Origin of the sequence: Hydrotalea lipotrueae (assembly GCF_019249625.1) — a bacterium.
Lineage (GTDB): Bacteria > Bacteroidota > Bacteroidia > Chitinophagales > Chitinophagaceae > Hydrotalea > Hydrotalea flava.
In genome coordinates this window covers 46,475-71,008 of sequence record NZ_JAESDL010000019.1, presented here as the reverse complement: position 1 = coordinate 71,008, position 24,534 = coordinate 46,475, and the positions used below count along the sequence as shown (strand labels likewise).

The 24,534-nt window shown below is 38.3% G+C and carries 17 protein-coding genes; 4 read left to right on the top strand and 13 right to left on the bottom strand.

Annotated elements, in window-relative coordinates; translation table 11 throughout:
* Window positions 1–111: 111 nt before the first annotated feature.
* The 4 genes from JK139_RS11550 to JK139_RS11535 form a co-directional block, all read right to left on the bottom strand.
* Window positions 112–2,310, bottom strand: coding sequence for a RagB/SusD family nutrient uptake outer membrane protein (locus JK139_RS11550; RefSeq protein WP_218331324.1), 2,199 nt, complete (start codon window positions 2,308–2,310; stop codon window positions 112–114).
* 43 nt (window positions 2,311–2,353) lie between these two features.
* Entirely contained in the window at window positions 2,354–5,416 is a 3,063-nt protein-coding gene (locus JK139_RS11545) for a SusC/RagA family TonB-linked outer membrane protein (RefSeq protein WP_218331323.1), read from the bottom strand.
* Between the two features lie 558 nt (window positions 5,417–5,974).
* Window positions 5,975–6,838, bottom strand: coding sequence for an alpha/beta fold hydrolase (locus JK139_RS11540; protein ID WP_074419865.1), 864 nt, complete (start codon window positions 6,836–6,838; stop codon window positions 5,975–5,977).
* 101 nt (window positions 6,839–6,939) lie between these two features.
* A complete protein-coding gene (locus JK139_RS11535) occupies window positions 6,940–8,409 on the bottom strand; it encodes a TlpA family protein disulfide reductase (RefSeq protein WP_081301262.1) in 1,470 nt (489 codons plus the stop codon).
* Between the two features lie 124 nt (window positions 8,410–8,533).
* On the opposite strand from JK139_RS11535, the gene rlmD reads away from it, so the two are divergent.
* The 4 genes from rlmD to JK139_RS11515 are packed head-to-tail and all read left to right on the top strand — an operon-like array spanning window position 8,534 to window position 12,811.
* Window positions 8,534–9,973: a 23S rRNA (uracil(1939)-C(5))-methyltransferase RlmD gene (rlmD, locus tag JK139_RS11530; protein WP_074419863.1), complete on the top strand. Its 1,440-nt coding sequence runs from the start codon at window positions 8,534–8,536 to the stop codon at window positions 9,971–9,973.
* A 9-nt stretch (window positions 9,974–9,982) separates the two neighbouring features.
* The gene (locus JK139_RS11525) at window positions 9,983–10,687 is read left to right on the top strand and encodes a rhomboid family intramembrane serine protease (RefSeq protein ID WP_074419419.1); all 705 of its coding nucleotides are present in this window, start codon (window positions 9,983–9,985) and stop codon (window positions 10,685–10,687) included.
* A gap of 45 nt (window positions 10,688–10,732) precedes the next feature.
* Window positions 10,733–11,668, top strand: a complete 936-nt coding sequence (locus JK139_RS11520) for a rhomboid family intramembrane serine protease (RefSeq protein ID WP_074419420.1) — start codon at window positions 10,733–10,735, stop codon at window positions 11,666–11,668.
* A gap of 6 nt (window positions 11,669–11,674) precedes the next feature.
* The gene (locus tag JK139_RS11515) at window positions 11,675–12,811 is read left to right on the top strand and encodes an endonuclease/exonuclease/phosphatase family protein (protein ID WP_074419421.1); all 1,137 of its coding nucleotides are present in this window, start codon (window positions 11,675–11,677) and stop codon (window positions 12,809–12,811) included.
* Between the two features lie 156 nt (window positions 12,812–12,967).
* Here JK139_RS11515 and JK139_RS11510 read toward each other — a convergent pair whose 3' ends face one another.
* The 9 genes from JK139_RS11510 to JK139_RS11470 form a co-directional block, all read right to left on the bottom strand.
* On the bottom strand, window positions 12,968–13,261 hold the full coding sequence (locus JK139_RS11510; protein WP_074419422.1) for a type I restriction enzyme endonuclease domain-containing protein: 294 nt from the start codon (window positions 13,259–13,261) through the stop codon (window positions 12,968–12,970).
* Window positions 13,262–14,012: 751 nt separating this feature from the next.
* Window positions 14,013–17,252, bottom strand: coding sequence for a type I restriction endonuclease subunit R (locus tag JK139_RS11505; protein WP_074419423.1), 3,240 nt, complete (start codon window positions 17,250–17,252; stop codon window positions 14,013–14,015).
* The gene (locus JK139_RS11500) at window positions 17,249–18,274 is read right to left on the bottom strand and encodes a virulence RhuM family protein (protein WP_074419424.1); all 1,026 of its coding nucleotides are present in this window, start codon (window positions 18,272–18,274) and stop codon (window positions 17,249–17,251) included. Before JK139_RS11500 ends, JK139_RS11505 begins: the two co-directional genes overlap by 4 nt.
* An 8-nt stretch (window positions 18,275–18,282) precedes the next feature.
* On the bottom strand, window positions 18,283–18,711 hold the full coding sequence (locus tag JK139_RS11495; protein WP_074419425.1) for a GxxExxY protein: 429 nt from the start codon (window positions 18,709–18,711) through the stop codon (window positions 18,283–18,285).
* Window positions 18,712–18,725: 14 nt separating this feature from the next.
* Window positions 18,726–19,907, bottom strand: coding sequence for a restriction endonuclease subunit S (locus tag JK139_RS11490; RefSeq protein ID WP_218331322.1), 1,182 nt, complete (start codon window positions 19,905–19,907; stop codon window positions 18,726–18,728).
* Window positions 19,900–20,361: a type II toxin-antitoxin system VapC family toxin gene (locus JK139_RS11485; RefSeq protein ID WP_218331321.1), complete on the bottom strand. Its 462-nt coding sequence runs from the start codon at window positions 20,359–20,361 to the stop codon at window positions 19,900–19,902. Before JK139_RS11485 ends, JK139_RS11490 begins: the two co-directional genes overlap by 8 nt.
* Window positions 20,361–21,281: a hypothetical protein gene (locus JK139_RS11480; RefSeq protein ID WP_218331320.1), complete on the bottom strand. Its 921-nt coding sequence runs from the start codon at window positions 21,279–21,281 to the stop codon at window positions 20,361–20,363. The genes JK139_RS11485 and JK139_RS11480 overlap by 1 nt, the downstream gene beginning before the upstream one ends.
* Window positions 21,278–22,861, bottom strand: a complete 1,584-nt coding sequence (locus tag JK139_RS11475; RefSeq protein ID WP_218331319.1) for a type I restriction-modification system subunit M — start codon at window positions 22,859–22,861, stop codon at window positions 21,278–21,280. Before JK139_RS11475 ends, JK139_RS11480 begins: the two co-directional genes overlap by 4 nt.
* 641 nt (window positions 22,862–23,502) lie before the next feature.
* Window positions 23,503–24,291: an abortive infection family protein gene (locus JK139_RS11470; RefSeq protein WP_074419430.1), complete on the bottom strand. Its 789-nt coding sequence runs from the start codon at window positions 24,289–24,291 to the stop codon at window positions 23,503–23,505.
* Window positions 24,292–24,534 lie beyond the last annotated feature (243 nt).

Genomic DNA, 24,534 nt, shown 5'->3' with positions numbered 1-24,534 from the left:
AGCTCATGTGCCGAATCATCTACAAGAAATTATCACAAAAATTCTTAGACCGCACTAAATCGGACAAGTCAGGAAAATGATTAAATATACCTACCTCTAAATTTTCATTTGTTACCAGCCTGGATTTTGTGTTACGTTAGGCATTTTGGTTATTTCTCCAATTGGATAAGGAAATACAAGAAATCTACTATCATATGCACTGCGATTTTCTACTAAAATTCTTTGATAGTTAAAAGCCGCTGACATCGATTTATATCCATAAAGAGACTCAAAACTTCCAGTCGCCGGGTTTCCATTTACGAAAATATTAACTCCAGTTCCCCCAGAATCAGGATGTTGCCAAACTCCTACATTATTAACTGGGTTATGAATGAGTAATAAATAATTCCCAACAGGCAATATTGTACTACTTGTGTAAATTAAGGTAGAATTATCTGCAAAATTTGTGAAATCTATTGACCCTATTGGTATTCCAGCAATAGTAGTAGAAAAATCCGTATCCCAATTATACAAAGTAAATGTCAACCCTCCTGTATTAGTTCCGTAACCAGGACAAGTTGCTCCCACATAATTAAAAGGCTGGTTCGCTGAGAACTGCACTGCGACAGATGTGCCTGCATCAATATGGAGAGGGCTATGACCGCTACTTGGGTTATATAAATTTGTAGAAAAACTATTTCCGGTACTACTAGGAGTAATTTTCATACCAGTTACCAATCGGTCAGTTTGATCTAAGATTTTCCATCTCCTAACATCATAAAACCGATGTTCCTCAAACGCTAACTCCACTCTACGTTCATTATGAATTCTGTTTCTCATTTGATCTTGTGACAATCCACCTGGTAAATTTGCAATGCCAGCTCTTGAACGAATTTTGTTTACAGCATTATAAACCTCCTGAGTCGGTCCAGAAACCTCATTCATCGCCTCTGCATAATTTAAATAAAATTCTGCGAGTCTGAAAATTGTCCAATGAAGGTCAGTTGAATTTTGGGCGACCTGTGCATTTCCGTTTCCTAACCTGGTATCAATCCACTTAGCAATATAATATCCGGTGCGGGTATGTGTTCTGCTACCCTGCTCAATTAAGCCATCGGCCCCTCCAACATAGGAGGCTACAGTATGAGAGACCCCATTAATATTTCCCCATATATTTCCGTTACAAAATATACTTGCTGCAAGTCTTGGATCTCTATTTTTATATGGATTATTAGGGTCATAACTTGAATTTGGATTATAAATAGGATTTAAATGTGTGTTGTCACTATATCCGAGAATCGGTTGTGTTCCATCAACCATTTCATAAGAATCTACCAGTTCTTGAGAGGGACATGTTCCTGCTTTAACCGCACTTGCAGATGGAATTCCATTTACAGCAGAGAAAAATTGGTTTCCAGTATTATTATTATCAGTTTGATAGATAATTTCCTGAAATGAAGGATCATCACTGCCTTGATCTTTTTTCGTAAAAATTGAAGCATAATTAGCATATAAAGAAAAATAGCCCTGATCAGCCAGGTTGAGAACTGCTTTTGCGGCATTGGCAGCTTCTTGCCATTTTGATTTATCGTTTGTAGGATTATTGAGTGGGCTTGCATTATATAATAAAGCCCTTGATTTTAATGCTAACGCAAATGCTCCACTTATACGATTAACTTCCGAACTATTTCTTTTGATATAAGTAGTACTTAGAGAATTATAAACCTGTTCACATTCTGAAGCTATAAAATGAGCACATGAATCATTAGTACTTCTTTTTATTTTCGTAAAATCGTAATTAACAGGCAATGAATTAGTAATAATTGGAACCGAACCATAATTCCTCAAAAGCTCAAAATAAAAATAGGCTCTTAATCCCCTAGCTTCGGCTTTAGTTTCAACTTTTTCACTTTCCGACATGTTTGGAACTTTATCAACGTTTTCTAAATAAATATTTGCATTTCTAATACCTTTCCAATCAACATCCCAATAATTTGTTGAGGGAGTCTGATTGATTCCGAGTGGATTATAACTAGGAGATAACTGACCCGAATTCCATTGTGAAGTAGATAATGCATTTACACCATAATCACCGTCAGCAGCTTCATCGCTTTTCGGTGCTAACATTGAAAACCACCAGTAATTATTTAGGTAATGGGGTAATTGGGTATAAACAGTTGCTAAGTAATTTTTTGCTGTAGCTTCATCATTAAAAACAATACTTACATCTATTCTGCCGCTTGGAGTTACATCTAAAATATTTTTTTTACAACTATTAAAAATAATTAGAAAAATAAGTAAAATGATTATTGAGAATTTATTCGATTTCATATTATTTAAGTTTAAATTGCTATTATTATTTATCTGAAGATTTCTAAAAGATTATGTTCACTCCAAAGTTTAGCACTCTTGAAATTGGAGTTGTGCTTCCTACACCTGAAGCATATTCAGGATCATAGTTTTTATATCGCGTGGCATCCCATAGAATAGCAATATTGAATCCATTTGCATAAAATCTTATTTTTTTTGCGAATATTTTTTTTGTGAAACGATTTGTTAAAGTGTAACCAATTTCTGCATTTTTCAAGCGTATAAATGCCCCGTTGTCAAGAAAGAAATCATTTGTTTGCTTATTATTTTGATTTACTAATGAAAGTCTTGGATAATCTATTTTTAACCCTTGTGTAGCCCGTTCAGGGGTCCAGGCATATAAATGTTGTGTGAAGAAATTATAGGTTTCATATAGGCCTTGCCCTGAAACATATTGTGAAACTTGAAATGCACCTTGAAATAAAACACTGAAATCAAATGCTTTATAATTAAATCCAAGGGCAAAACCTGTAGTGTAATTTGGAACTGTACTGTTTCCTATTGGGACAATATCTGCATTATTAATCTTACCATCATGATTCACATCAACATATTTAAAATCGCCAGGTTGAGGAGTTCCTCCAAGGCTTGTTTGACTTGGAGAATTATTAACATCGTTCTGATCCTTGAAATATCCGGCAACTTTGTAGCCAAAGTACTGGCCAATCTGAAAGCCTGTTGCCCTTGTGAGCACGGCATAATTTGACGGCAACTTAGGTTCATCCAAATAAATTATCTTATTTCTTGCATAAGATAAATTTCCTTTTATAAAATAGGAAAAATTATCTGATACCCGGTTATTATAATTAATATCAATCTCAAAACCATGATTGTCGACTTTTCCTAAATTTACGGGGGGAAGAGCGGTTGATCCAAATAAGATTGGTACTGTGCCTCTCTGGTATAATATATTATCTCTTTTTTCAGTAAAATAATCTGCAGTCAAAGTTAAATTATTAAATAAAACAGCATCAATGCCTATGTTAGCTTTCTTAGATGTCTCCCAAGTAACATTTGGATTTCCAATTAAATTCTCAACCACACTTGACCCTAAAGATGGCCATGCAGACCCTGTAATTTGGTAATCATCAAGATACAAAAATCTTGCAGCATTAAATCTATCATTGCCAACCAATCCATAAGTTGCTCTAATCTTAAAGGAGTTTACAAACTTTATATTCTTAAAAAAATCCTCTTTGGAAATTAACCATCCAGCAGAGAAAGAGGGGAAAAAACCAAATCGTTTACCTTTTGCGAATTGTTCTGATCCATTATATCCAAAGTTAACTTCGCCGAAATACTTTTCATCGTAATTGTAGGTTGCCCTACCTGCAATACCAATTAAATTATAAGGCAGATCAATATTTATAATTTTTTTATCCTGATTATATAAGATAAGTCCCGTAATTGCGTGCTTTCCAAAGTTATTGGCATAATTTATTGATGCCTGCAGGTTAGTATGCGAAGAATAAGAAAATAACTGTGCAGAGGTTAATGGCGCGTCTTGAAGTTGAGAAGACCTTGGAACATAAGTAACACTATCAGTACCATTTTGTGCTTGGACTTTATTTGCATAATATTGCGCAAATGATTGAGATCTTTGTTGAGTATTTTGAGTAACCCCATCGAATGAGTATTGAACTTTCACAGATAAACCAGTTACAATAGAAGACAACTTCTGTTCAAGCGCAAAAGTTGAATTTATATTATTTAAATCTTCCTGAATAAATCCACTTCTATTGAGAAAGCCATAGGTAGGCCCATTTACTGCAGATGGATAAGAAAGTACATGTCCTTGAGGGTCCAATAAATTATACGCATTTGCTGGTGTAATATGTATGTTATCTCCTACAATTGAAGAAACATTCTTACTGTAACCAGGGGAATTTATTTTTGACAAATAACCCGAAGTATTTAACGTCAATACTAGGCTTTTAGAAATATTGGCATCAATATTTGATCGAAAATTATATCTTTTATTAAAAAATGCAGGATTGTAATTAAATGCAGAATTATAAACTGTCCTATATACACCTTGTTCTGAATAATATCCAGCTGAAACAAAATATTTGAATTGTGTATTTCCTCCAGAAATGTTCAGGTTATATCTGCTTTGTGGAGCTTCATTTCTAATAAATATTTTTGACCAATTATTATCCGGATAAAGGGCCGGTTCATCATGATTCTTATAATGATTCAAATCTGATTGTGTATATTTAGCTTGGCCACCATCATTAATTAAAGCTTGATTTAACAATGTCGCATAGTCATATGCGTTAACAGTTTTTGGATATCTTGTAAAAGAATTTCCTGCCTGATCCATAGAAAAACTTATTTCCGTCTTTTCAGCCTTACCACGGCGACTGGTTACTAAGATTACTCCATTAGCCCCACGCACGCCATATACTGCCGTTGCTGATGCATCTTTTAAAATTGAAACAGTTGCAATATCATTAGGATCTAAAAGGTTAAAGTCTCTTTCTATTCCATCAACCAATATCAAGGGAGTTTGGTTATTAAGGGTGCTTCTTCCACGAATAAATATATCTAAGTTAGGTCTACCAGGATCTCCATCTCTTTGAATCGAAATTAGTCCTGGTAATCGACCAGCTAATGTCGTCGCTAGACTAGACGAAGGACTTTGTAATATTTCTTTAGCAGAAATAGAGGAAATTGCACCAATTACACTTACTTTTTTCTGTTTACCATAACCCACTACCACCACTTCCCCTAATGCAGCAGAAGCTGTTGAAACCATCTGAATATTTCCAACACTTCCTCCATTATTTACTTTTACTTGCTTTTCTTCGTAACCCACAAACGACAAAACAAGCGTAGCACCTTTATTAACTTGCAACGTAAACTTTCCTTGCGCATCCGTAGTGATGCCGGTTGTAGTTCCTGCTACGTGCACAGACACACCTGACAATGGAACATCATTTTCTCCCACAACAGTTCCATTTACTGTAATTTTTTGCTGGGCAATTGAAAATGATGAGAAAAACAGAAAGAAAACAATCATTGAGCCTCTTTTCTGTTTTAAAAACAGAAGTAGTTTTTTTAGCATAGCAATCAGTTTTAGATTAATTATTAAACATTAAAATAAAAATATTACGCTATATAACTAATAATTAGTAGCATTAGTCAGATAAAAATCAATAGCGATAAATTATTTTAATTACCTAAAAATAAAAAATGTTATTTTACCAACTGTCCTGCACTATGCTGTAATGATTTATTCCCCCTAATAAAATATTCTTTTTTATATATATCAATTTAACGTAAAGAAGTTAAAAAATATCTTAACTGATAGGAAACTGAATATTGAAAATTAAAATCATTTCAATCAGATAGTAAACTTACACTCAGTTTTATTTCTATGAAATGATTTGTAAATTTTGTAGTGCTTTAGCTGCATCCAAACTTCATTTCAATTGAACCTATCCAAAAGTCATTTTAGTTTTTTGGGCAAGTATATCAGATCAAGATTGTTAATGACATTTAAATTAAGCAATCGCCCATCATTCCGGCAGGCAATTACGGAGTTACAGCGTTGCGCAACGCTGTTGTTTTGAAGCAGTATCGAAGAGGGGTGCTACCGGCCGGGTAATTTTTAACCGATGGGTTATTCAAACCGCGCCTCTTTTTCAATGTTGCGGTAGGGTGTTTTAAAAAACAAATCGACCTGCCGGTTAAAATCGTCTTTATACACAATGGGGGTGGAATGGCCGGAATTGGGTAAAATCCATAAATACGATTGGGGAATGTTTTCTGCTATCAGCAGGGTTTGAATGGGGCGTATCACATCATGATCGCCACCAATCACCAATGTGGGACATTGTATGGTATGCAGTTGTGCCAGGGTAATATGCGGTTCGTACGATAGCAAATGTGCCAACTTGCGTTCTCTTTTTACCGCCGGGGTGGCGGGCATTTTGGCCAAAGTATCGTTTAAATGTAGTGCCCATTGGCGTACCCAAGGGTCAATGGCGGTTGTATCGGGCCATAAATTGGCGCCGGTTACGGCTAATTTTTTTACTTTATCAGGGTGGCGAATAGCCAGCAACAAACCGTTAATGCCGCCATCGCTCCAGCCAATTACATAGCAGGAGTCTACTTGCAGGGTATCGAGCAGGGCATTTAAATCATCAGTCATCATTTCATAACTTAATGAATCGCCGGTATCGGTTGTTTTGCCCTGTGCCCGGCTATCGGCTAATATTACCCGATATTCTTTTGAGAAATAAGGTATTTGATATAGAAAATTATTGATGGAACCGCCATTGCCATGTATAATCAGCAAGGGGGCACCGTTGCCATAGGTTTCATAGTACATATTGATACCTCTTGTATGCACATAGTGTCCGGCTTTTTCATTTCGACCATACATGGTGGTATCAAACGGAGAAGTGACTGCACTTTGTGCCATTACCATTTCAGCGGAAGTAGATATTAAAAGCAGTAGGAATAAAGCTTTGATGTATTGCATATCGTCTGTTTTAAGCAGCCTGCCTATTTAAAAGGAATAGCCGCAATGTTTGAACCAGTAAAATACATCAAGCTGTTTACATTAGGAAAGAAAAAATGCTTTTATTGTTTTTGAGTGCGTTTAACCTGCATCAAATTATTTATCTGCTCAATGGTTAATTGTTTGGCAATGATGTGCTTTTCATCATCTAACAAATACAAAGTAGGTGTTTTAAACACATCATACAATTGCCGGTAATTGGGTTCATTGGCTTTTTGTTCAGCTAACCGGGCTTCTTTGGTTTGATAGGTAATCAACCAATCGGGACTAAAATGATGCTCCTGAACAAACTGCTTCATATCATCCATTCTTGCTTCATTTACATTTACGCTGTATAATTTTACCCCCATCGCCTTCCAGCGTGCTTTGTATATAGAATCAATACGGGGCAATTCTTCTTTGCAGTGACCACAGGTGGGATCCCAGAATACTACTACGGTAAATGGCGCCTTTAAACTGTATAAGGAAATATTTTTACCTACTGTATCGGTTAAATTCAGTTCGGGTGCCTGTGCACCAATTTGATTGGCCATCATACTATAAGCCCTGTCCGTAATCATTTTTTTAGATTCGGCATTCAGAATAACGGTATCGCCTTTGGCATAAAAGTTTTCATATAAAAAAAGAAAAACTTTATCCTGCCCCATGTATTCGGGATTGAGGTATTTGTTGGTGAATTTGGTAAGCAAATACGGATATATTTCTTTACCGGTACGGGCAGAGAGTAACATATAATTTACTTCATTGATAATAGAATCGGGCGCTGGTGATACATAATACTTAAAATAATCATCTAATTTTGGTTCGAAGAAGGGTGTATGCAGCAAGCGGTCATCATTAAACAACACATCATCCCAATAATGTTCTTTTACATATCTGAAAGGATACAACGAATCGGGCTTGCCGTTTACTACCGGTATAGCAGGTATTTCGGGGCGCTGCATGGCTTGTAATAAAAAAGCGAGTAATGAGTTAGGGTGTTGATGAATAATATTTTCGCGGCTCTGGTGTAATTTTTCAGAAAGGCTTTTTAATTGTGCTTCTATCTTTAAAGAATCAGCACGGGTATGTTGCAAGGCCAATGATTTTTGCAGGGCATCTATATCACTACCCAACCGGTAACTTTCTTGAGAATATTGCAAAAACAAAGTATTATCGGGTGAGCCGGTAATTAAGGGATGCAATTTATTAGCTGAATCGGCCACAATGTTAAAATGCTGTTCTTTACCAATCAACACTTCAAATTGTATGGTGTATTGGGGCGATACCACAAAATAAATCCCTTCCGTTAAGGACTTACTGCCTTTAAAAGCACCTTCGCTATTGCTGTTTAGCACGGCAGAATCGGCTAATGTTTTACCCTTGCCATAATAGGTACCCAAATAAATAGTGGTGTTTTTAAATGGTTTTAATTGTATATGTATGTTATGCCCGGTTGCAGAAGTAGTGTGAACGGGTGTTTTTTTTTGTTGTGCTATGACACAAAAGGGTAACAACAATGCGATGCAAAAAACGAGGCGGAGGTTCTTCATACTGTAAAAATAGATATTGTAAATGTAAGGAATGGTAGTAAAGGTTGCGTTAATCCTTCCATAAAAACCTTTTTTAATAGTTGTAAATACGCAATCAAAGGCTTAGGATGTTATTTTTGCGCCTGTGAGAAAAAAGAAGGAAAGAATTATTCTGGAAAATATTTTGGTAGAAGATTATGCTGCCGAAGGCAAATCCATTGCTCGTATAAACGGGAAAGTGCTGTTTATTGAAAAAGCAGTACCCGGTGATGTGGTAAATGTATTATTGCACAGAAACAAGAAAGATTGGGCGGAGGGTGAAGCGATTGCCTTTACACAATTATCGCCTCAACGCGAACAACCTTTTTGCAGTCATTTTGGTACCTGTGGCGGATGTTCCTGGCAAATGCTGCCTTATGCCTTGCAATTACAATACAAGGCAAAACAGGTTAGCGACCATCTTATCCGTATTGCCAAAATTAACCTTCCACCGTTTGATCCCATTGTGGGCGCTGCCGAAACCAAGGGCTACCGCAACAAATTAGAGTTTACTTTTTCCAATAAAAAATACATTCCCAAAGCCGATTTTAAACAACTGCCGGCCCATGAAATTGCCGGGAACGAAGTAGCCGGCTATGGTGGTTTTCATGCCAAAGGAGTTTTTGATAAGGTGGTGGAAATAGATACCTGTTACCTGCAAAACGAACCGGCCAATGCCATCAGGAAGGCCATTGTGGCTTTTGGCCGGCAACAAAACATTCCCTTTTATGATGCACGCCTGCATACCGGATGGCTGCGGAATGTTATGATTCGTTTGGCCCGTTCGGGCGAACTGATGGTGAATATTGTAATGGGCTATGAAGACAAACCGCTGCGCGAAGCTCTGCTGCAAAACATTGACCGCCAATTTCCTGAAATTACCACCCTGCTGTATACCATCAATCCAAAATTTAACGACAGCATTTATGATTTGCCCGTGCATACCTGGAAAGGGCCAGGTTTTATTATTGAAACCCTGGAAGATTTTCAATTTAAAATTGGGCCTAAATCATTCTTTCAAACCAATACTGCACAGGGTGAACAACTGTACCGCCTCATTCGCGAATTGGCCGAATTAAATGGCACGCAAACCGTGTATGATTTATATTGCGGAACCGGAAGTATTGGTATTTTTGTAAGCAAACAGGCCAAAAAAATTGTTGGGGTGGAAACGGTTCCCGAAGCCATTGAAGATGCCAAAGAAAATGCTGCCATAAACGGCATTCAGGATGCCGCCTTCTTTGCCGGGGATGTGAACAAAGTTTGTACCGATGATTTTTTTGAACAAAATGGCCGTCCTGATGTGATTATTACCGATCCGCCAAGGGCAGGCATGAACGAAAAATTAACACGGAAATTATTGGATATTGCTGCCCCTTTGGTGGTATATGTAAGCTGTAATCCGGCCACACAGGCAAGAGATTTGGCTTTGCTGGATGAAAAATACACCGTTACAAAGGTGCAGCCGGTAGATATGTTTCCGCATACCTTCCATATTGAAAACATTGTGCAGCTTCGGTTAAAAGAAGCATTTATAAACCCATAATATTGTAGCATGACAGAATTCAGGCCCGGACGATTTCAGATTTTACCATTGGTGATTAAAAACCTGATCATTATTAATGGTTTGGTATTTCTGGCACAAATAACGATTGGCAGGCAAGGTTTCATTAATATGGATGATTTGTTTGCCCTGCACACCTTTCAAAGCCCATTGTTCAAACCCTGGCAATTGATTACGCACATGTTTATGCATGGCGGATTTGAACATATTTTCTTCAATATGTTTGCTTTATGGATGTTTGGCTCTGTATTAGAAAACCTTTGGGGGCCCAAACGTTTTTTAACCTTTTATATTATTTGTGGTTTGGGTGCCGCTTTTAGCCACTTAATTGTGTTGTACTTTCAAACCCAGCACTTAATTGATGCTTTTAATAGTTTAGACCCCACCACCCAACAACTGTACAAAGTTAATTTCTTAGACCGTCTTAATGAAGCTACCATTGGTGCATCGGGAGCCGTTTTTGGCTGTTTGGCTGCCTTTGGCTATTTGTTTCCCAATACAAAAATTTACTTATACTTCTTTGTACCCATTAAAGCCAAATGGTTTGTAATCATGTATGCCGCATTTGAGTTGTACTTAGGCATTAAAAACTCAGCCGGCGATGATGTGGCCCATTTTGCCCACTTAGGCGGTGCTTTGGTAGGTATTATTTTGGTGTATTTCTGGAACAAAAACAACAGAAGTTCGTTTTATTAAAGCAATTTAACCTTCTAATTGCGTAATTTTTTGCAATTTTAATGTATGAACCTGAGCGAAATGCATAATACCCGCAGAAGACCTTTATTAGGTGAAAACAATAATGCACTGGTTTTTTTGATTATTCTGAATGCACTTTTTTTTGTATCGCTTACTTTCATCAAAATTGTTTACTTCCTTTCTTACGATAGCAATGCAACCGCAGGCCTGTTTTTTCAAAAACAAATTGTAAACTGGCTGACACTACCCGCCGATACAGCAATTTTCTTCCCCAGAATATGGACCATTCTTACCTATATGTTCACCACCTACAGCGTTTGGGGTATTATCAGCACCGTTTTATGGATATGGGCTTTTGGTTATATTTTACAAGATTTAGCCGGCAATAAAAATATTATGCCCATTTACTTGTATGGAGGCTTTTTTGGCGGTATTGCATTTGTGTTGAGTGTTAACTTAATTCCTGCATTATACCAAAACATTGCATTTACTCCTGCATTAATGGGCGGAGGTGCAGCGGTAATGGGTATTGCCGTGGCAACTACCACCTTAGCCCCCGATTATAGAATTTTTCCACTTATTAACGGAGGTATTCCCATTTGGGTACTAACCTTAATTTTTGTAGCCATTGATTACGCAACCATTGCCAGCCAAAACGGCGGTAATGCCATTGCTCATTTAACAGGCGGCATGGTGGGTTTCTTATACATACGCCAATTAAAAAGAGGCAAAGACTGGGGCAACTGGATGCACCGTACGGTACAATGGGTAGATGATCTATTTAATCCGGAAAAGAAAAACAAAACTGCAACTATCAAAGAAAAACTGTTTTACCAGAGCAATACAAAGCCCTTTCAAAAAACACCGAATATTACCCAACAGCGTTTAGATGATATTTTGGATAAAATTAACCAGCATGGCTACCACATGCTGAGTGAGGAAGAAAAAGAATTTTTAAAAAAGGCCAGTAAAGATTTATAACCCATTATGGCTTTTTTTGCAATAGCTGTTTTCAAAAAATTTACAGGAATTGTTTGCATAGGCTATAGTGGTGTGTATGCGCTATCGGTACTTACACCCTTTGTAAACCCGATTCATTTTTGGCCTATGACTTTTCTATCGCTGGCTTTCCCATTGCTGTTGGCAGGGATGATTGGGGTTTGCCTGATATCATTTCTGCTATTTAAAAAATACAGTTGGTTGTTTTTCTTAGTATTGGCTTGCGGATATACCAATATTCGTTCGGTTTGGGGGTTTCATCCCGGAAAACCCTTTACAATGGAAAAATCTGCAGGCAGCATTCGTATTGTATCATGGAATGTGAACGAATTTTTAAATGCTTCCATTGCAAATGATATACCCGGCAATCCCCGTCGGCAAATGCTTGCCTTTATTCAACAATCGAATGCCGATATTCTTTGCTTTCAGGACTTTGCAACCGCTACGGGGAAAAAATTTCGTTCCACCTTGCCTTATATCCGCGATTCTTTGCATTATCCCTACACAGCTTTTGTCAATAATTTTTCATTTGGCATTGATGGGAATAACCTACAGCAAAATGGTATTGTCATTTTTTCGCGTTTACCGATTGTTGATTCTGCCGTCATTCCATTGCCCAATCCCGAGCATTTTAAAGAAGATTTTCAATGGGTTACCATTCAATATGGGCAACAAAGGTTCCGTATCATCAATGCCCATTTGCGTTCCATGAATTTGCACAGCAGTCAGGCCATGCCGGTTGAATCGCAGTTCTATAAACCTGATACTACACTTTTTTTACAAAAATCTACCTTTGCAAAACTGCGTTATTTTGATAAGGTGCATGTAGCTCAGGCAGTCCGTATTCGTGCAGTGATGGATACAACGGGGCTACCCTTTGTGTTTTGTGGCGATTTAAATGCAGTGCCTTCTTCTTATGTATACCACCAGCTCAGTAAAGGATTACAAGATGCCTTTCTAAAAACCGGATTTGGCTTAGGCAATACGTACGATAGTATTTCACCTACCCTGCGTATTGATGTGATGTTGCTTCGCAAACCCATCATCCCCATTCAACACCAAACATTCCCCCTGCATTTATCTGACCATTATCCCAGCATTTGCGATGTAATGATGAAAGAGTAGGAAGAAACTATTCATTTATCATTTTTTTACACTATTGTCCGACTAAATTACAAATAAAAAAGGGCAGTTCCTAAGAACCGCCCATATTAGCTAAGTTTGAGTTACCACACCTAAACTTTACTAATGATGTATAATGTGCCTGACTTGGTGCGTCTGCTAATTTTCTTTATCACCATTTAATAAATCTTCAGCAAGCATCTTTGCCTGTGTGATTACTGTCTCAACAGCTTTCTCTTGCAAGTCTGGCGGATAACCGCGTAAGCGTAAAATCCTTCGGATGTTTCGTCTTAATGCTGATTGCACGCTTTCTTTAATTGTCCAGTCAATGGTCGTGCGTTCTGTTTCTTGCTTTACCAAGTCAAGCATTGCGTTTACTTCACGGTCACTTGTAAACACTTCTCCATGGTCTGCAACCCGCTTTTTTGTTTTTACTTGTTTGGTATCGTTCATATCACTATATGCTGTGTCCACTTAAATGTTTTGTCGCTAAGTTAAGTTTTTATAACCTGTTTGCTGTCATTGTCAAAGGCAAATTATTAATTGTCTGCCAGTTGGGTGGTGGGTAGGCTTGGTGTATTGAATAAAGATATATTGCTGAAGTGCATTGCTACTGATGATAGATATTCGTCAGCTGGGGTGGGTAGGCAGTGTGTTAGCATTTTTAGCTCTTGGCAAGGTTGGCCTTGTGTCTGGGTTTTGTGTGCCTTGCCATGTGCTAAAAATAGCGTTGGGTCGGGTGGCAAAGTCATGGATGATTGTATATGTGCAGGATGCTTCAATAGGGTGACACATAACGTTTTGCGGCTTTGCGTTCGTGCGGGATTTCAGGGAACAAAACTGTCAACCCAGCACTAAAGTTAAATTGAAAAACTGCACTTGAATTTAAGCACTTCACCCCGCATGACGCAAAACCGCTGTTACCAGCTGGCGTTCTTGTCCACCGTGTCTGAAAACCATTGTCGTTGAGTTTCACTGTCATTGCCCGTGTCGTGTTGGACTTTGCGGTTGCGTATTTTGTTTTCACTAGGGGAGAAGATTTTTTAATTACTCACTTCATAATTGTTTTTTAAAGGTGTTCGTGAACCGCAAGTGGTTTCAATTTTGTCTGCGAGGGAAAGGTGGAAGCTCTTTTGCAAGCTTTGCCCTGAGCTTGGGCTTGTGCGGCTTGCAAATGTGCTTACACCTGTGCGTTGGCTTGTTCTCATGCTGTTAAATTGTCTGCTAATAATTCTGCTTGCTTTAATACTGTGTCAATTGCCTTTTGTTGCTTGTCTGGTGGATAGCCGTATTTGTTTAATGTCCGCCTTACAAGCACCATGAGTTTTGCTCTTGCACTTTCTCTAATTGTCCAGTCAATTGTTGCGTTTGCTCTTACTTTGTCTGCGATTTCTCTTGCAATTTCTTTTAATGTGTCGTCACCCAAAACTTGAACTGCACTGTCGTTTATTTCGAGGGCATTGTAAAAAGCAACTTCATCATTATTCAGACCGAGTTTTTCTCCTTCCTTGTCAGCTTCTTTAATTTGTTTGGCAATGTTGATGAGTTCCTGAATAATTTCAGCCGTTGTCAGCAAGTTGTTTTGATAGCGTTTTATAGCACCTTCCAACATTTCTAAAAGTTTCTTGCTCTTTACAAGATTTGTCTTGGCTCTTACTTTCAGTTCGTTGTTCAGAATCTTTTTTAGCAATTCGATTGCTAAATTTTTATGCTGCATTCCCTGAACTTCCAAAAGGAACTCGTCTGATAATATTTCTAGTCCTGAAATTTCGGGTTTGTCAATTCCTGCTGCATCAAAAATGTCAATTACTTTATCGCTGCTCAATGCCTCATCAACTATTTGCTTAATCGCAGTTTCAATTTCTACATCTGATTTGCCACCGCCAATTGGAGCATCAAATTTTGCCAACCTTGCTTTCATGGCTTGGAAAAACGCAACTTCGGGTAAATGTGGTTGAACTTCTTCTTTGGTAATACAAAGTGAAAGTGCCTGACTTAACAAACTTACTTCTCTGATAAATCTTTCTTTGCCATCCTGTAAGCCTAAAATGTGTTCTTCTGCTTGCAGAATGATGGAGAGTTTTTCCTGTGCATCTACAACAAAAAATCTGCGGTAGTTGAATTTGAAACTGCCTTCATAATATGCTTCGGGTTCTTCAACTAAAATATCGTTACGGGTGATGCTGTCTTCATTGAACATTTGCTGAACGACTTCCAATTTCTCTTTGAAAATTTCAAATGCTTTTTCAATGTTCTCGGCAGGGTCGCCCTTTCCACCTGCTTCACCATAAAATGAAAGTGCCTTTTTCAAATCTGTTCCAATGCCTAAATAGTCCACAATCAAACCGCCTGGCTTGTCTTTGAAAACACGGTTTACTCTTGCAATAGCTTGCATTAGGTTGTGTCCTCTCATGGGCTTGTCAACATACATAGTATTCAAGCAAGGAGCATCAAAACCAGTCAGCCACATATCCCGAACAATTACCAATTTCAATTCATCAGCAGGGTCTTTCATCCGTTCCGATAAATCCCTGCGTTGTTGTTTGGTGGTATGATGTTTTGAAAATTCAGGACCGTCTGCACTGTTGGTTGTCATTACCACTTTTATAGCTCCTTTGGTCAAATCATCATTGTGCCAATCGGGGCGAAGTGCGATAATTTCTTTGTAAAGGTCGGCTGCAATTCTTCGGCTCATGGCTACAATCATTGCTTTGCCTTCAAAAACAGTTTGCCGTTTTTCAAAATGCGTTACAATGTCTTTTGCCAAATTTTTTACTCGGTCGTGATGCCCAACAATGGCTTCCAACTTTGTCCATTTGGCTTTAGCTTTCTGCTTTTCGGTGAGTTCTTCGTCTTGTTCTAATTCCTTATCAAATTCTTCAATCAATCGTCTGCCTTCTTCGTCCAGATTTACTTTAGCCAATCGACTTTCATAGAAAATTTTAACTGTTGCTCCATCATCAACAGCATCTTTAATGTCGTATCGGTCAATGTAATTGCCGAAAACCTGCGGAGTGTTTACGTCTGTGCCTTCAATCGGTGTGCCTGTAAAACCAATGTAGGTAGCATTTGGCAAAGCATCACGCATATATTTGGCAAAACCATAAGCAATGCGTTTTCCGATTACTTCTTTGGTTTCTTTATCTTTTTCATCAACTAATTTCGCTTCAAAACCGTATTGTGTCCTGTGTGCTTCATCTGCAATCACCACTACATTTTTACGGTCAGAAAGTTGGTCGTAAACGGATTTATTGTTTTCGGGCAAAAACTTCTGAATGGTTGTAAATACAATTCCACCACTTGCCACTTTCAACAATTCTTTCAAATGTTCTCTGTTTTCTGCCTGAACGGGTTCTTGTCTTAGCAACTGAACTGATGAAGCAAAAGTGTCAAACAATTGGTCGTCCAAATCATTACGGTCTGTAATTACCACAATGGTTGGATTTTTCATTTCGGGTGAAGTGATGAGTTTTCCTGAATAGAAAACCATACTCAAACTTTTACCTGAACCTTGTGTATGCCAAACTACACCGCCTCGTTTATCTCCGTTTTCACCTGATGCGTTTACAGTTGATTGAACGGCTTTGTTTACTGCAAAGAATTGATGATAAGCGGCTAATTTCTTTACGGTCTGAATTTGTATTAACCCCGTTTTTGCATCTTCCTTTTTCGACTTTTCAAACACAATGAAGTTGCGAACTAAATCCAAAAGAGTTGCTGGCTGCAACATGCCTTTCAATAAGGTTTCTAATTGTGGCTTAAATCGTGATGCTTCTTTTATACCGTCAGCCGTTTTCCATGTCATGTATCGGCTCAAATCTGCTGAAACGCTTCCTGCTTTACATTCCAAACCGTCTGATAAAATGCAGATGGCGTTGTAAGTAAATAAACTTGGAATAATCGATTTGTAAGTTTGTATTTGCTGATAAGCACTTTTGATGTCTGCATTTTCACTGGCTGCATTTTTCAGTTCAACCACTACCAAAGGCAACCCATTTACAAACAGCAAAACATCAGGTCGTTTATTCTGATTGTTTTCAATGATGGTGTATTGATTCACTACCAAAAACTGATTGTTGGCAGGATGCTCAAAGTCAATCAATGCAACTTCGTGGCTGCGTTCATAACCGTTTTCCTGATAAGGTATTTTTACTTTCTCCACTAACAGACGGTGAAATTCTTCGTTGTTGTGCAACAAGTCAGGTGAAGCAATACGCAACACCTTTTGAACGGCTGCTTCTTGTGCATCTAAAGGAATTGTAGGATTGATTTTGGCAATGGCAGTTCTCAACCGATTGATCAAAACAATCTGACTGAAATTTTCTCTTTCACAAAAAAGCCCTTCGGGTGAAATCTCTTTGCCGTTGGCGTATTCCCATCCCTGCGATTGCAAAATTTCAATCGCTGACTGCTCAATGATATTTTCGGTGATGGGTTTGCTCATTTCTTCTTCTTGGGAGGTGTTATCTTTTTTACCTCTTTATCAAAATCGCTTTCAAAAGTCTTGTCTTGTTTGATGCGGTATTTCTCATATTCTTTTTCAGCTAGTTTCTTGGCAACTTCATGGCTTACTTTTCCTGCATCCTTCAAAATTTTGTATTCATTGAATTGCAGAAACGCATCAATTTTCTGCACCCAATCAGCCATTTTCATCGGTATCTGCCTTGCAGCCTGATTTTCGGCATAGTCCAGATACATGGTAACCACTCGTTCCAGTTCTTTGATTTCCTTTTCAATCAGGTAGTTTTTGGCAATGCTCACATCGGTTTTCATAATCTTGCCTGAAGGTGCATTTTTCCAAGTTTGTAAGCCCATGTTCGGCTCTGATGCTTTGGCTCTTTCGGCAATGATTTGAGCAGCCGTTTTGCCCGTAATTGCCCAATGCAATTTGTTCTGAACGGTTTTGAAAAAGGTTTGTGTGATGTCCGCTTCTTTATTGTAGTCAATGCTGCACTGCTCGTAGATGTCGGTAATTTTTTGATAAAAACGCCTTTCGCTTGCCCGTATCTCACGGATGCGTTCTAAGAGTTCATCAAAATAGTCCTTACCAAAGCGTTTTCCTTGTTTCAGGCGTTCATCGTCCAGCACAAAACCTTTGATGATAAACTCCCGAAGGGTTTTGGTAGCCCAAATTCGGAATTGGGTTGCCTGACGGCTGTTTACCCTGTAACCCACAGCAATAATGGCGTCCAGATTGTAAAACTCCATTTTTCGGGTTACGTTTCGGCTGCCTTCCTGTTGAACTATTTCCAAAATGGAAACAGTTGCCTCCTGAACCAATTCGCCTGATTCAAAGATATTTGCAAGGTGTTTACTCACGGCTGGAACTTCTACGCCAAAAAGTTCAGCCATCCGTTTTTGGGTTAGCCAAAAGGTTTCCCCCGAATAAATGACTTCTACCTTTATGTTTCCTTCGGGGGAACTATACAAGATGATGTCGGATGAATTGTTTTTATTTTCTGCCATTGTCAGAATTAGGATTTTGAGGATTTTGAGATTTTAGGATTGTTTTTGATGTAGTCTTTATTGTCAGGATGATTGACATTATACACTCTCTTGAACTCTAAACTTTTGGCACCGAAATTTATCAGCAGACCTATTGGCAGGTTGTATGCCTGACAATAGTTCATAGCTTGTGCCAGATGCACATCTTCCAGTTTTATTAATGCTTTCAATTCCACCATAATAATGCCTTCCACAAAAAAATCCACTCTGCGGGTGCCAATATCTTTGCCTTCGTAAAAAACAATCATTTCCATTTCACGTTGAAAATCCAAGCCTTGCTTACTCATTTCTATGGCTAACGCCCTTTGATATATCACTTCCTGAAAGCCATTGCCTAATGTGCTATGCACTTTCATGGCACAACCAATGATTCTATGAGTCAATACTTCGTGTTTCATATTCCTATTATCCTTTAATCCTTAAAATCATAATTCAGACGTATTTCCCCGCTCATCAGCTTAGGCAGTAATGTATCCCTTAGCTGCGTAAGGGTGCGGATTTGTTGGGTGTTGGATTTGATTTTTTGAAAAAGTGGATTTATGGTTTCATCCATTTTTTCCAATACTTCTTTTGGAGGCACAATTACTGTCGCCTCAGATAAATGATGTCTTTGAATGTGTCCCATTGTTGTGGCTTTATCATCAGCAATGCCTTTGAACTCTTGTAAATGATATTGAGTCCAGAAATAGTAAAACCACTGAGGATAAATGTCAGATGAGACTTTGAATAAGTGTTGATTCAAAACCCCTTTACCACCAAACCATAAAACAATATCTAAACTACCCGACCATGAAAACAGCATGTCACCATTTTCAATGATGTATTTCTTTGGAACATCGGCAGTTGCCCAATCTGAACTTTCAGTGATGCCAGTTCTCATTTCTTTTATCTTAATAACAGGTAAACCATTTTCACCCGATTTTCTTGGAAACTTTTGACAAGCTAATCCATTTAAAAAATCTGCGATTTCATCCAAACCTTTTCCCTCCCAACTCTCCTCTGCCTCTTCCACAAACCACTGCCTGAAAAGCGTTTCGGCTAATTGCTCTAAGGTTTTGTTTTGGCGGTGCAACAGGTCTATTTTGTCGTCTAAGCTGCTTAATACTTCGGCTATGGCGGTTTGTTCGGGGAGCGGGGGGAGAGTAACATCCAAGTTTTCAATCATGGCTTTTGTCAAAGCATTTCTTGTACCACCTATTTCAGAATATATAAGCAAATATTCCTTTATTGCTTGTAAGTAATAAAGTAAAAAATCTGAGTTTGCTTTTTTATTGTCTGCTCTGATTATAGCAACATGTTGGTTAACTCTAGCAGGCAAAACATCCTTCGGGACTTTGCAAACTCTAGCGACACTGTCACCAGTAATATTTAGCAAAACATCATCTTCTTCTACAATTACATTTTTTAAATCATTTGCCTGCTGTTCGTCAATAAACGCAAGTCCATCATATGTAAACTTAAAATCTAAGACATTTTGACTTCTAATCAATGAAGTTCCTGTTTGCTTATAAGAATTACTTCCGCCTGTTGGAGTTGCACCGCTTCCAATCTTAGTAGTTAAGTCCTTTAATTTAAATTCCTTCCACTCACTCATAGTAAAACTTCTTAATTTCAAAATATAGCTTTTCTAAGTGGTCAAAATCGCCATCCGTAGTAAGTAAAACCGCATCTAAAGCATGGGCTGTTGCTGCTATCCATAAATCGTTCTTCTTCATTCCAATTGCACCATTTGGAATAAGTTTGCCATCAGGTCCGTTAATTTTTCTCTTGCTGTAACAGTCAATATTTACATAAGCATCTATAAGCGTTTGATTGTTTTGTTCAATATCAATACAAACGAATTTATTCATATTGCTTCTCAGGTGTTTTACAGCTTCTTCAGGCATTTTCCATTGTATAACCAAACTTTCTGCTTCTGCCAAGTTCACTACAGAAATAAATACCTGTGGCTCTACAAACGAACTTACATATTCACGAACTTTTTGGGCTATTTCCTTTCCTCTATTTAAGTGAATAAGAATATTTGTGTCTAAAAGTATGTTCTTCATTAGTCAAGGTCTTTTAGCATTTTCTCAAATTCTTCATCTGACTCATTTCCGGGCCATGTCCCAATTATTTCATCAATTGGATTTCGTTTTTTCCCTTCTCTGATTTGTAAAGCTATCTGTTGTTGCATGGTCATTTTATCCGGCTTTCTTGATAATATTTTTCCGGCTTTTCCTGCATCACCAAAACTTTCCATTTTCACATATGACAATTGTCCACCTGGTTTAAAATGTGCCATACCATTGATGGCTATTTCCTGACCGAAATAATCTTTTAAGTCTTGAAAAAGCTCTTTTGCAACAATTACCACAATCTTTTTATTATCAGAGGTAGTCAATATTACTTGCTCCCTTGAAAACTTCATTTCATCAATTACACCAGCAACAACTGTTTTTTGTGGTTGAGGTATTGTTTTAAATAAACTTTCAATTTTATCAATTTCTTTTCTGGAAAATTCGATTTCAGGAATAGTGCTGCGGTTAGTCAATAAAACTTTTTCGGTATCTGTTTGAAAGAACTTTTTAAATCTTAATAGTTCATCAATTAGTGGTTCATCAATCATATTTTTATCATCTTCATCAGAAAGAGCAGCAGTGAATGACTTAATTACTAGAGCCATTGGGGTAAGTGCATTCAGAGCTTTTTTCTCTTTGAATAAATCTAACTGCATTGGGATGTTCTGAAAATTATCTGCATCCAGCGTGAGAATAGTATTGCCATCAACCCCCTCAGTTTGTGTTAAAAACACATGGAGGTATTTATTCAAGTTCTTAGGCATTGAAACCTTACTATATCCATAGAGTTGTAACAGTAAAGCCTTTTGAGCAATGCTTTTTATATGCTTGGCCAAAAACTCCATACGGTCAAGTTCAATTCTTCCCTTGCCTTCGTAGTTATTTATAAGTTTTATGTCATAATTCATATTGCTGAAAATTCGTTGATTTTAATATTCTGTAAATTTCTTTTTATTCTTTGATTTAATGCATCTTCTTCGGCAATTTGCTTTTCCAGTTCTGCTTTCAGTGTGGCAAAGCGTTCAGCAAAATTGAAGTCATCTTCTTCCTCTGCCAGACCTACATACCTGCCGGGTGTAAGGGCATAGTTCAATGCTTTTACTTCTTCTAAATTGGCACTTTTACAAAAGCCCTGCACATCATGGTAATCGCCTTCACATGTTCGCCAGTTGTGGTAGGTTTTGGCAATTTGCTGTATGTCTTCCGCACTCAAGTCACGGGTTCTGCGGTTAATTAAAAAGCCCATGTTTCGGGCATCAATAAAAAGAATCTCACCCTTGCGCTGCTGCTTGTTCTTTTTCATAAACCACAGGCAGGCGGGTATCTGCGTGTTCAAAAACAGTTTGGTAGGCAGGTTTACAATGCAGTCAATCAAATCGCCATCTACCAGGGCTTTGCGTATCACATCTTCGCCACTGCTGTTGCTGGTGAGTGAACCTTTGGATAAGACAAATCCGGCTTGTCCGTTGGGCGCAAGATGATAGAGGAAATGTTGTATCCATGCGTAGTTTGCATTGCCACTCGGAGGCACGCCGTATTGCCAGCGTGCATCTTTTTGTAAGAGTTCACCGCTCCAGTCGCTGTCGTTAAACGGAGGATTGGCAATGATGTAATCGGCCTTCAGGTCTTTGTGTGCATCGTTTAAAAAACTGCCTTCGTTGTTCCATTTTACATTACTGCTGTCAATACCTCTAATGGCAAGGTTCATTTTTGCCAGTCGCCAGGTGGTTTGGTTGCTTTCCTGTCCGTAAATAGAAATATGGTCGGCAGGGTTTAATGAAAGTTTTTTGCCTTTGTTTTTCTTATAGTAATCCTGATGGGCTTTAATGAATTTTTCGCTTTGCACAAACATGCCACCGCTTCCGCAGCAAGGGTCAAAAACTCTGCCCTCATAGGGTTCAAGCATTTCAACCAATAGTTTTACCACACTTTCAGGCGTATAGAACTGTCCGCCTTTCTTTCCTTCGGCTAATGCAAATTCGCCTAAGAAATATTCAAACACTCTGCCCAACAAGTCTTTGCTTTGAGCTTCTTTTGTTCCTAAAGTTGCTGTGCTTACCAAGTCAACCAGTCCGCCCAAACTGCCTTTGTCTAATTTTTCCTGTGCATACACTTTGGGCAAAACGCCTTTCAATGATGGATTGTCTTTTTCAATGGCATCCATGGCATCGTCAATGTCTTTGCCAATGGTGGGCAATTTGGCTCTGCCTTGCAGCCATGTCCAACGGGCAGAAGGTGGCACATAAAACACTTTTTCGGCTACATATTCATTTTTGTCTTCGGGGTCGGCTCCTTCATAGTCGCCTTTTCCTTCTTTTAGTTTGTTGTAAAGTTCTTCAAAAGCATCAGAGATGTATTTCAGGAAAATCAGTCCTAAAACCACATGCTTGTATTCGGCAGCATCCATGTTTTTACGGAGCTTGTCAGCCGCTTTCCAGAGCTTCTTCTCTAACGGTTCTTCAATATTTTCTTTCGTCTTTTTCGCCATTTCTCGGTGTTAATATGTAAAGATTTTATAGTCTGCTAAGTTAAGTTTTATAGTTGCATTGTCGTCATAAGTGCGTGGGCAAAAAATTGCTCTTTTGGTTTTGCGAAGGGTCGGCTTGTGTGTCGGGCAAAAGCCAATGTGCCATTTGTGCGGTGGCAATAAAATTGAATTAAAAAAAATGTGCGGTGGGGAAAATAAAAAATACAGAAGGGTCGGCAATGAGTGTCGGCTTACTCGCTGTCCGTTTGAAATATGGTCTGTATGTTGGTCACCTGTTGTCAAAATGGTTTGTCCTTGTATTAATGTTCAATTTTTAGTCGTCTGTTTCGTTGTTGCGCTGTCGTCATACGCTTGCAGGTAACGAACAGGGCTTGCTGCAGGTGTGGCATTAGGTCTTATGTATGAGTTGACAGGATACTCGCTTAAATTTAAGAGTAAAATATCCGCTCATTTTAAAACTTCATTTCCATGGCTAAAGTTAATCAATTAGATTTCACAGGTAGTACCATTTTCTGTGGCCTTGATGTACACAAAGAATTCCGTCAAGCCCGGACTGAAGCCGAGTAGCGAACTGCTGATGATGCTAACAACGTCCAGCCACACTTGCAGCACAGTTCATGTTAGCGGTTCACCCTTCTCTCTCAAAATGGCAAGTCGTCTATTTCTTGTACTACTTGTGTTGGTTGTGGCTTTGGAAACTTTGTCTTGTAATATGAATTAAGAAAAAGTCCAACCGTAGCAACACTGTTGATGATAAAATAAGTGTAAACCGTGTCATTGATTAGATAATCATCTTCGGTCTTTCCATGGAAATCTGTCTTTTCACTTCGCAATTTTTCAATGGTCTGGTTTATCGCTAAAAGTGAACTTGCAATAGTCTTAATCTCTTTAGGATGTTCATCGTTTGTCAAGTTGAACTCCTTTAAAATTATTGATGTCAATTTATAAAGAGTTTCGCCGCCTGTTGTTTTACTAGAAATCCTATCGTCTTTTAAAATTTCTTTGATAATGCTTTCAAGTGCTGAATTAGCAAGTCCAACAGCTAAACTTGGGTCTGCCTCAATTTGTTTGTAAGCTTTTGAAAAAGTGTCATAAGCTGTTTTATATTCGGATTTAAGTTCGTTTTTAAATGTCGGAATTGAGGGAATGAAATCAGGTGTATCAACTCCTAAGTCAATAGCAATTTTTAGCAGCGTTGTACCATCCATTGAACTAAGTGTCGCAAGTAAATCTATTTTCTTATTGTCCTTTTCTATAACTCTAAAGTTCTCCCAATAGTTATTGTTGAAACCATTTGGTTCGTAATTGTCTTCGTGCCATTTGTCAATGTAATATCTAACTTGTTCGTAAGTTGGAAATTCTAACCAAATAGCTTCACTAACCGACTTAACAAGTTTCATCTGATATTTTGGAGAAATCAAATCATTCATCTTCGCAAGTTAATTTTTTTGTAGGATGTCGCAATAGGGTGACCGCTAACGGTTTCGGGCTTGGCGAAGGTGGCGATTTTCACCACGAATGTTGATGCGGAGAACCAATGTTTGATTAACCACAAAACTGTCTGCGGAGCACTTAACCGCCACTTTTGCCAAACCCGTGTTACAAGCTGGCCTTCTGTCCTCCGTTATTGTCAAACCGCTGTCAGTAAAGGTTTTCGCTGTTTCTGTCCAACC

Excerpts from the sequence above, each read along its gene's own strand:
- JK139_RS11505 (WP_074419423.1), bottom strand. The coding sequence starts at position 17,252 with ATGAGCAAACCCATCACCGAAAATATCATTGAGCAGTCAGCGATTGAA.
- JK139_RS11520 (WP_074419420.1), top strand. The coding sequence starts at position 10,733 with ATGAACCTGAGCGAAATGCATAATACCCGCAGAAGACCTTTATTAGGT.
- JK139_RS11540 (WP_074419865.1), bottom strand. The coding sequence starts at position 6,838 with ATGCAATACATCAAAGCTTTATTCCTACTGCTTTTAATATCTACTTCC.
- JK139_RS11480 (WP_218331320.1), bottom strand. The coding sequence starts at position 21,281 with ATGAATTATGACATAAAACTTATAAATAACTACGAAGGCAAGGGAAGA.
- JK139_RS11475 (WP_218331319.1), bottom strand. The coding sequence starts at position 22,861 with ATGGCGAAAAAGACGAAAGAAAATATTGAAGAACCGTTAGAGAAGAAG.
- JK139_RS11510 (WP_074419422.1), bottom strand. The coding sequence starts at position 13,261 with ATGAACGATACCAAACAAGTAAAAACAAAAAAGCGGGTTGCAGACCAT.
- JK139_RS11495 (WP_074419425.1), bottom strand. The coding sequence starts at position 18,711 with ATGAAACACGAAGTATTGACTCATAGAATCATTGGTTGTGCCATGAAA.
- JK139_RS11500 (WP_074419424.1), bottom strand. The coding sequence starts at position 18,274 with ATGGCAGAAAATAAAAACAATTCATCCGACATCATCTTGTATAGTTCC.
- JK139_RS11525 (WP_074419419.1), top strand. The coding sequence starts at position 9,983 with ATGACAGAATTCAGGCCCGGACGATTTCAGATTTTACCATTGGTGATT.
- JK139_RS11535 (WP_081301262.1), bottom strand. The coding sequence starts at position 8,409 with ATGAAGAACCTCCGCCTCGTTTTTTGCATCGCATTGTTGTTACCCTTT.
- JK139_RS11550 (WP_218331324.1), bottom strand. The coding sequence starts at position 2,310 with ATGAAATCGAATAAATTCTCAATAATCATTTTACTTATTTTTCTAATT.
- JK139_RS11485 (WP_218331321.1), bottom strand. The coding sequence starts at position 20,361 with ATGAAGAACATACTTTTAGACACAAATATTCTTATTCACTTAAATAGA.
- JK139_RS11515 (WP_074419421.1), top strand. The coding sequence starts at position 11,675 with ATGGCTTTTTTTGCAATAGCTGTTTTCAAAAAATTTACAGGAATTGTT.
- JK139_RS11545 (WP_218331323.1), bottom strand. The coding sequence starts at position 5,416 with ATGCTAAAAAAACTACTTCTGTTTTTAAAACAGAAAAGAGGCTCAATG.
- JK139_RS11470 (WP_074419430.1), bottom strand. The coding sequence starts at position 24,291 with ATGAATGATTTGATTTCTCCAAAATATCAGATGAAACTTGTTAAGTCG.
- JK139_RS11490 (WP_218331322.1), bottom strand. The coding sequence starts at position 19,907 with ATGAGTGAGTGGAAGGAATTTAAATTAAAGGACTTAACTACTAAGATT.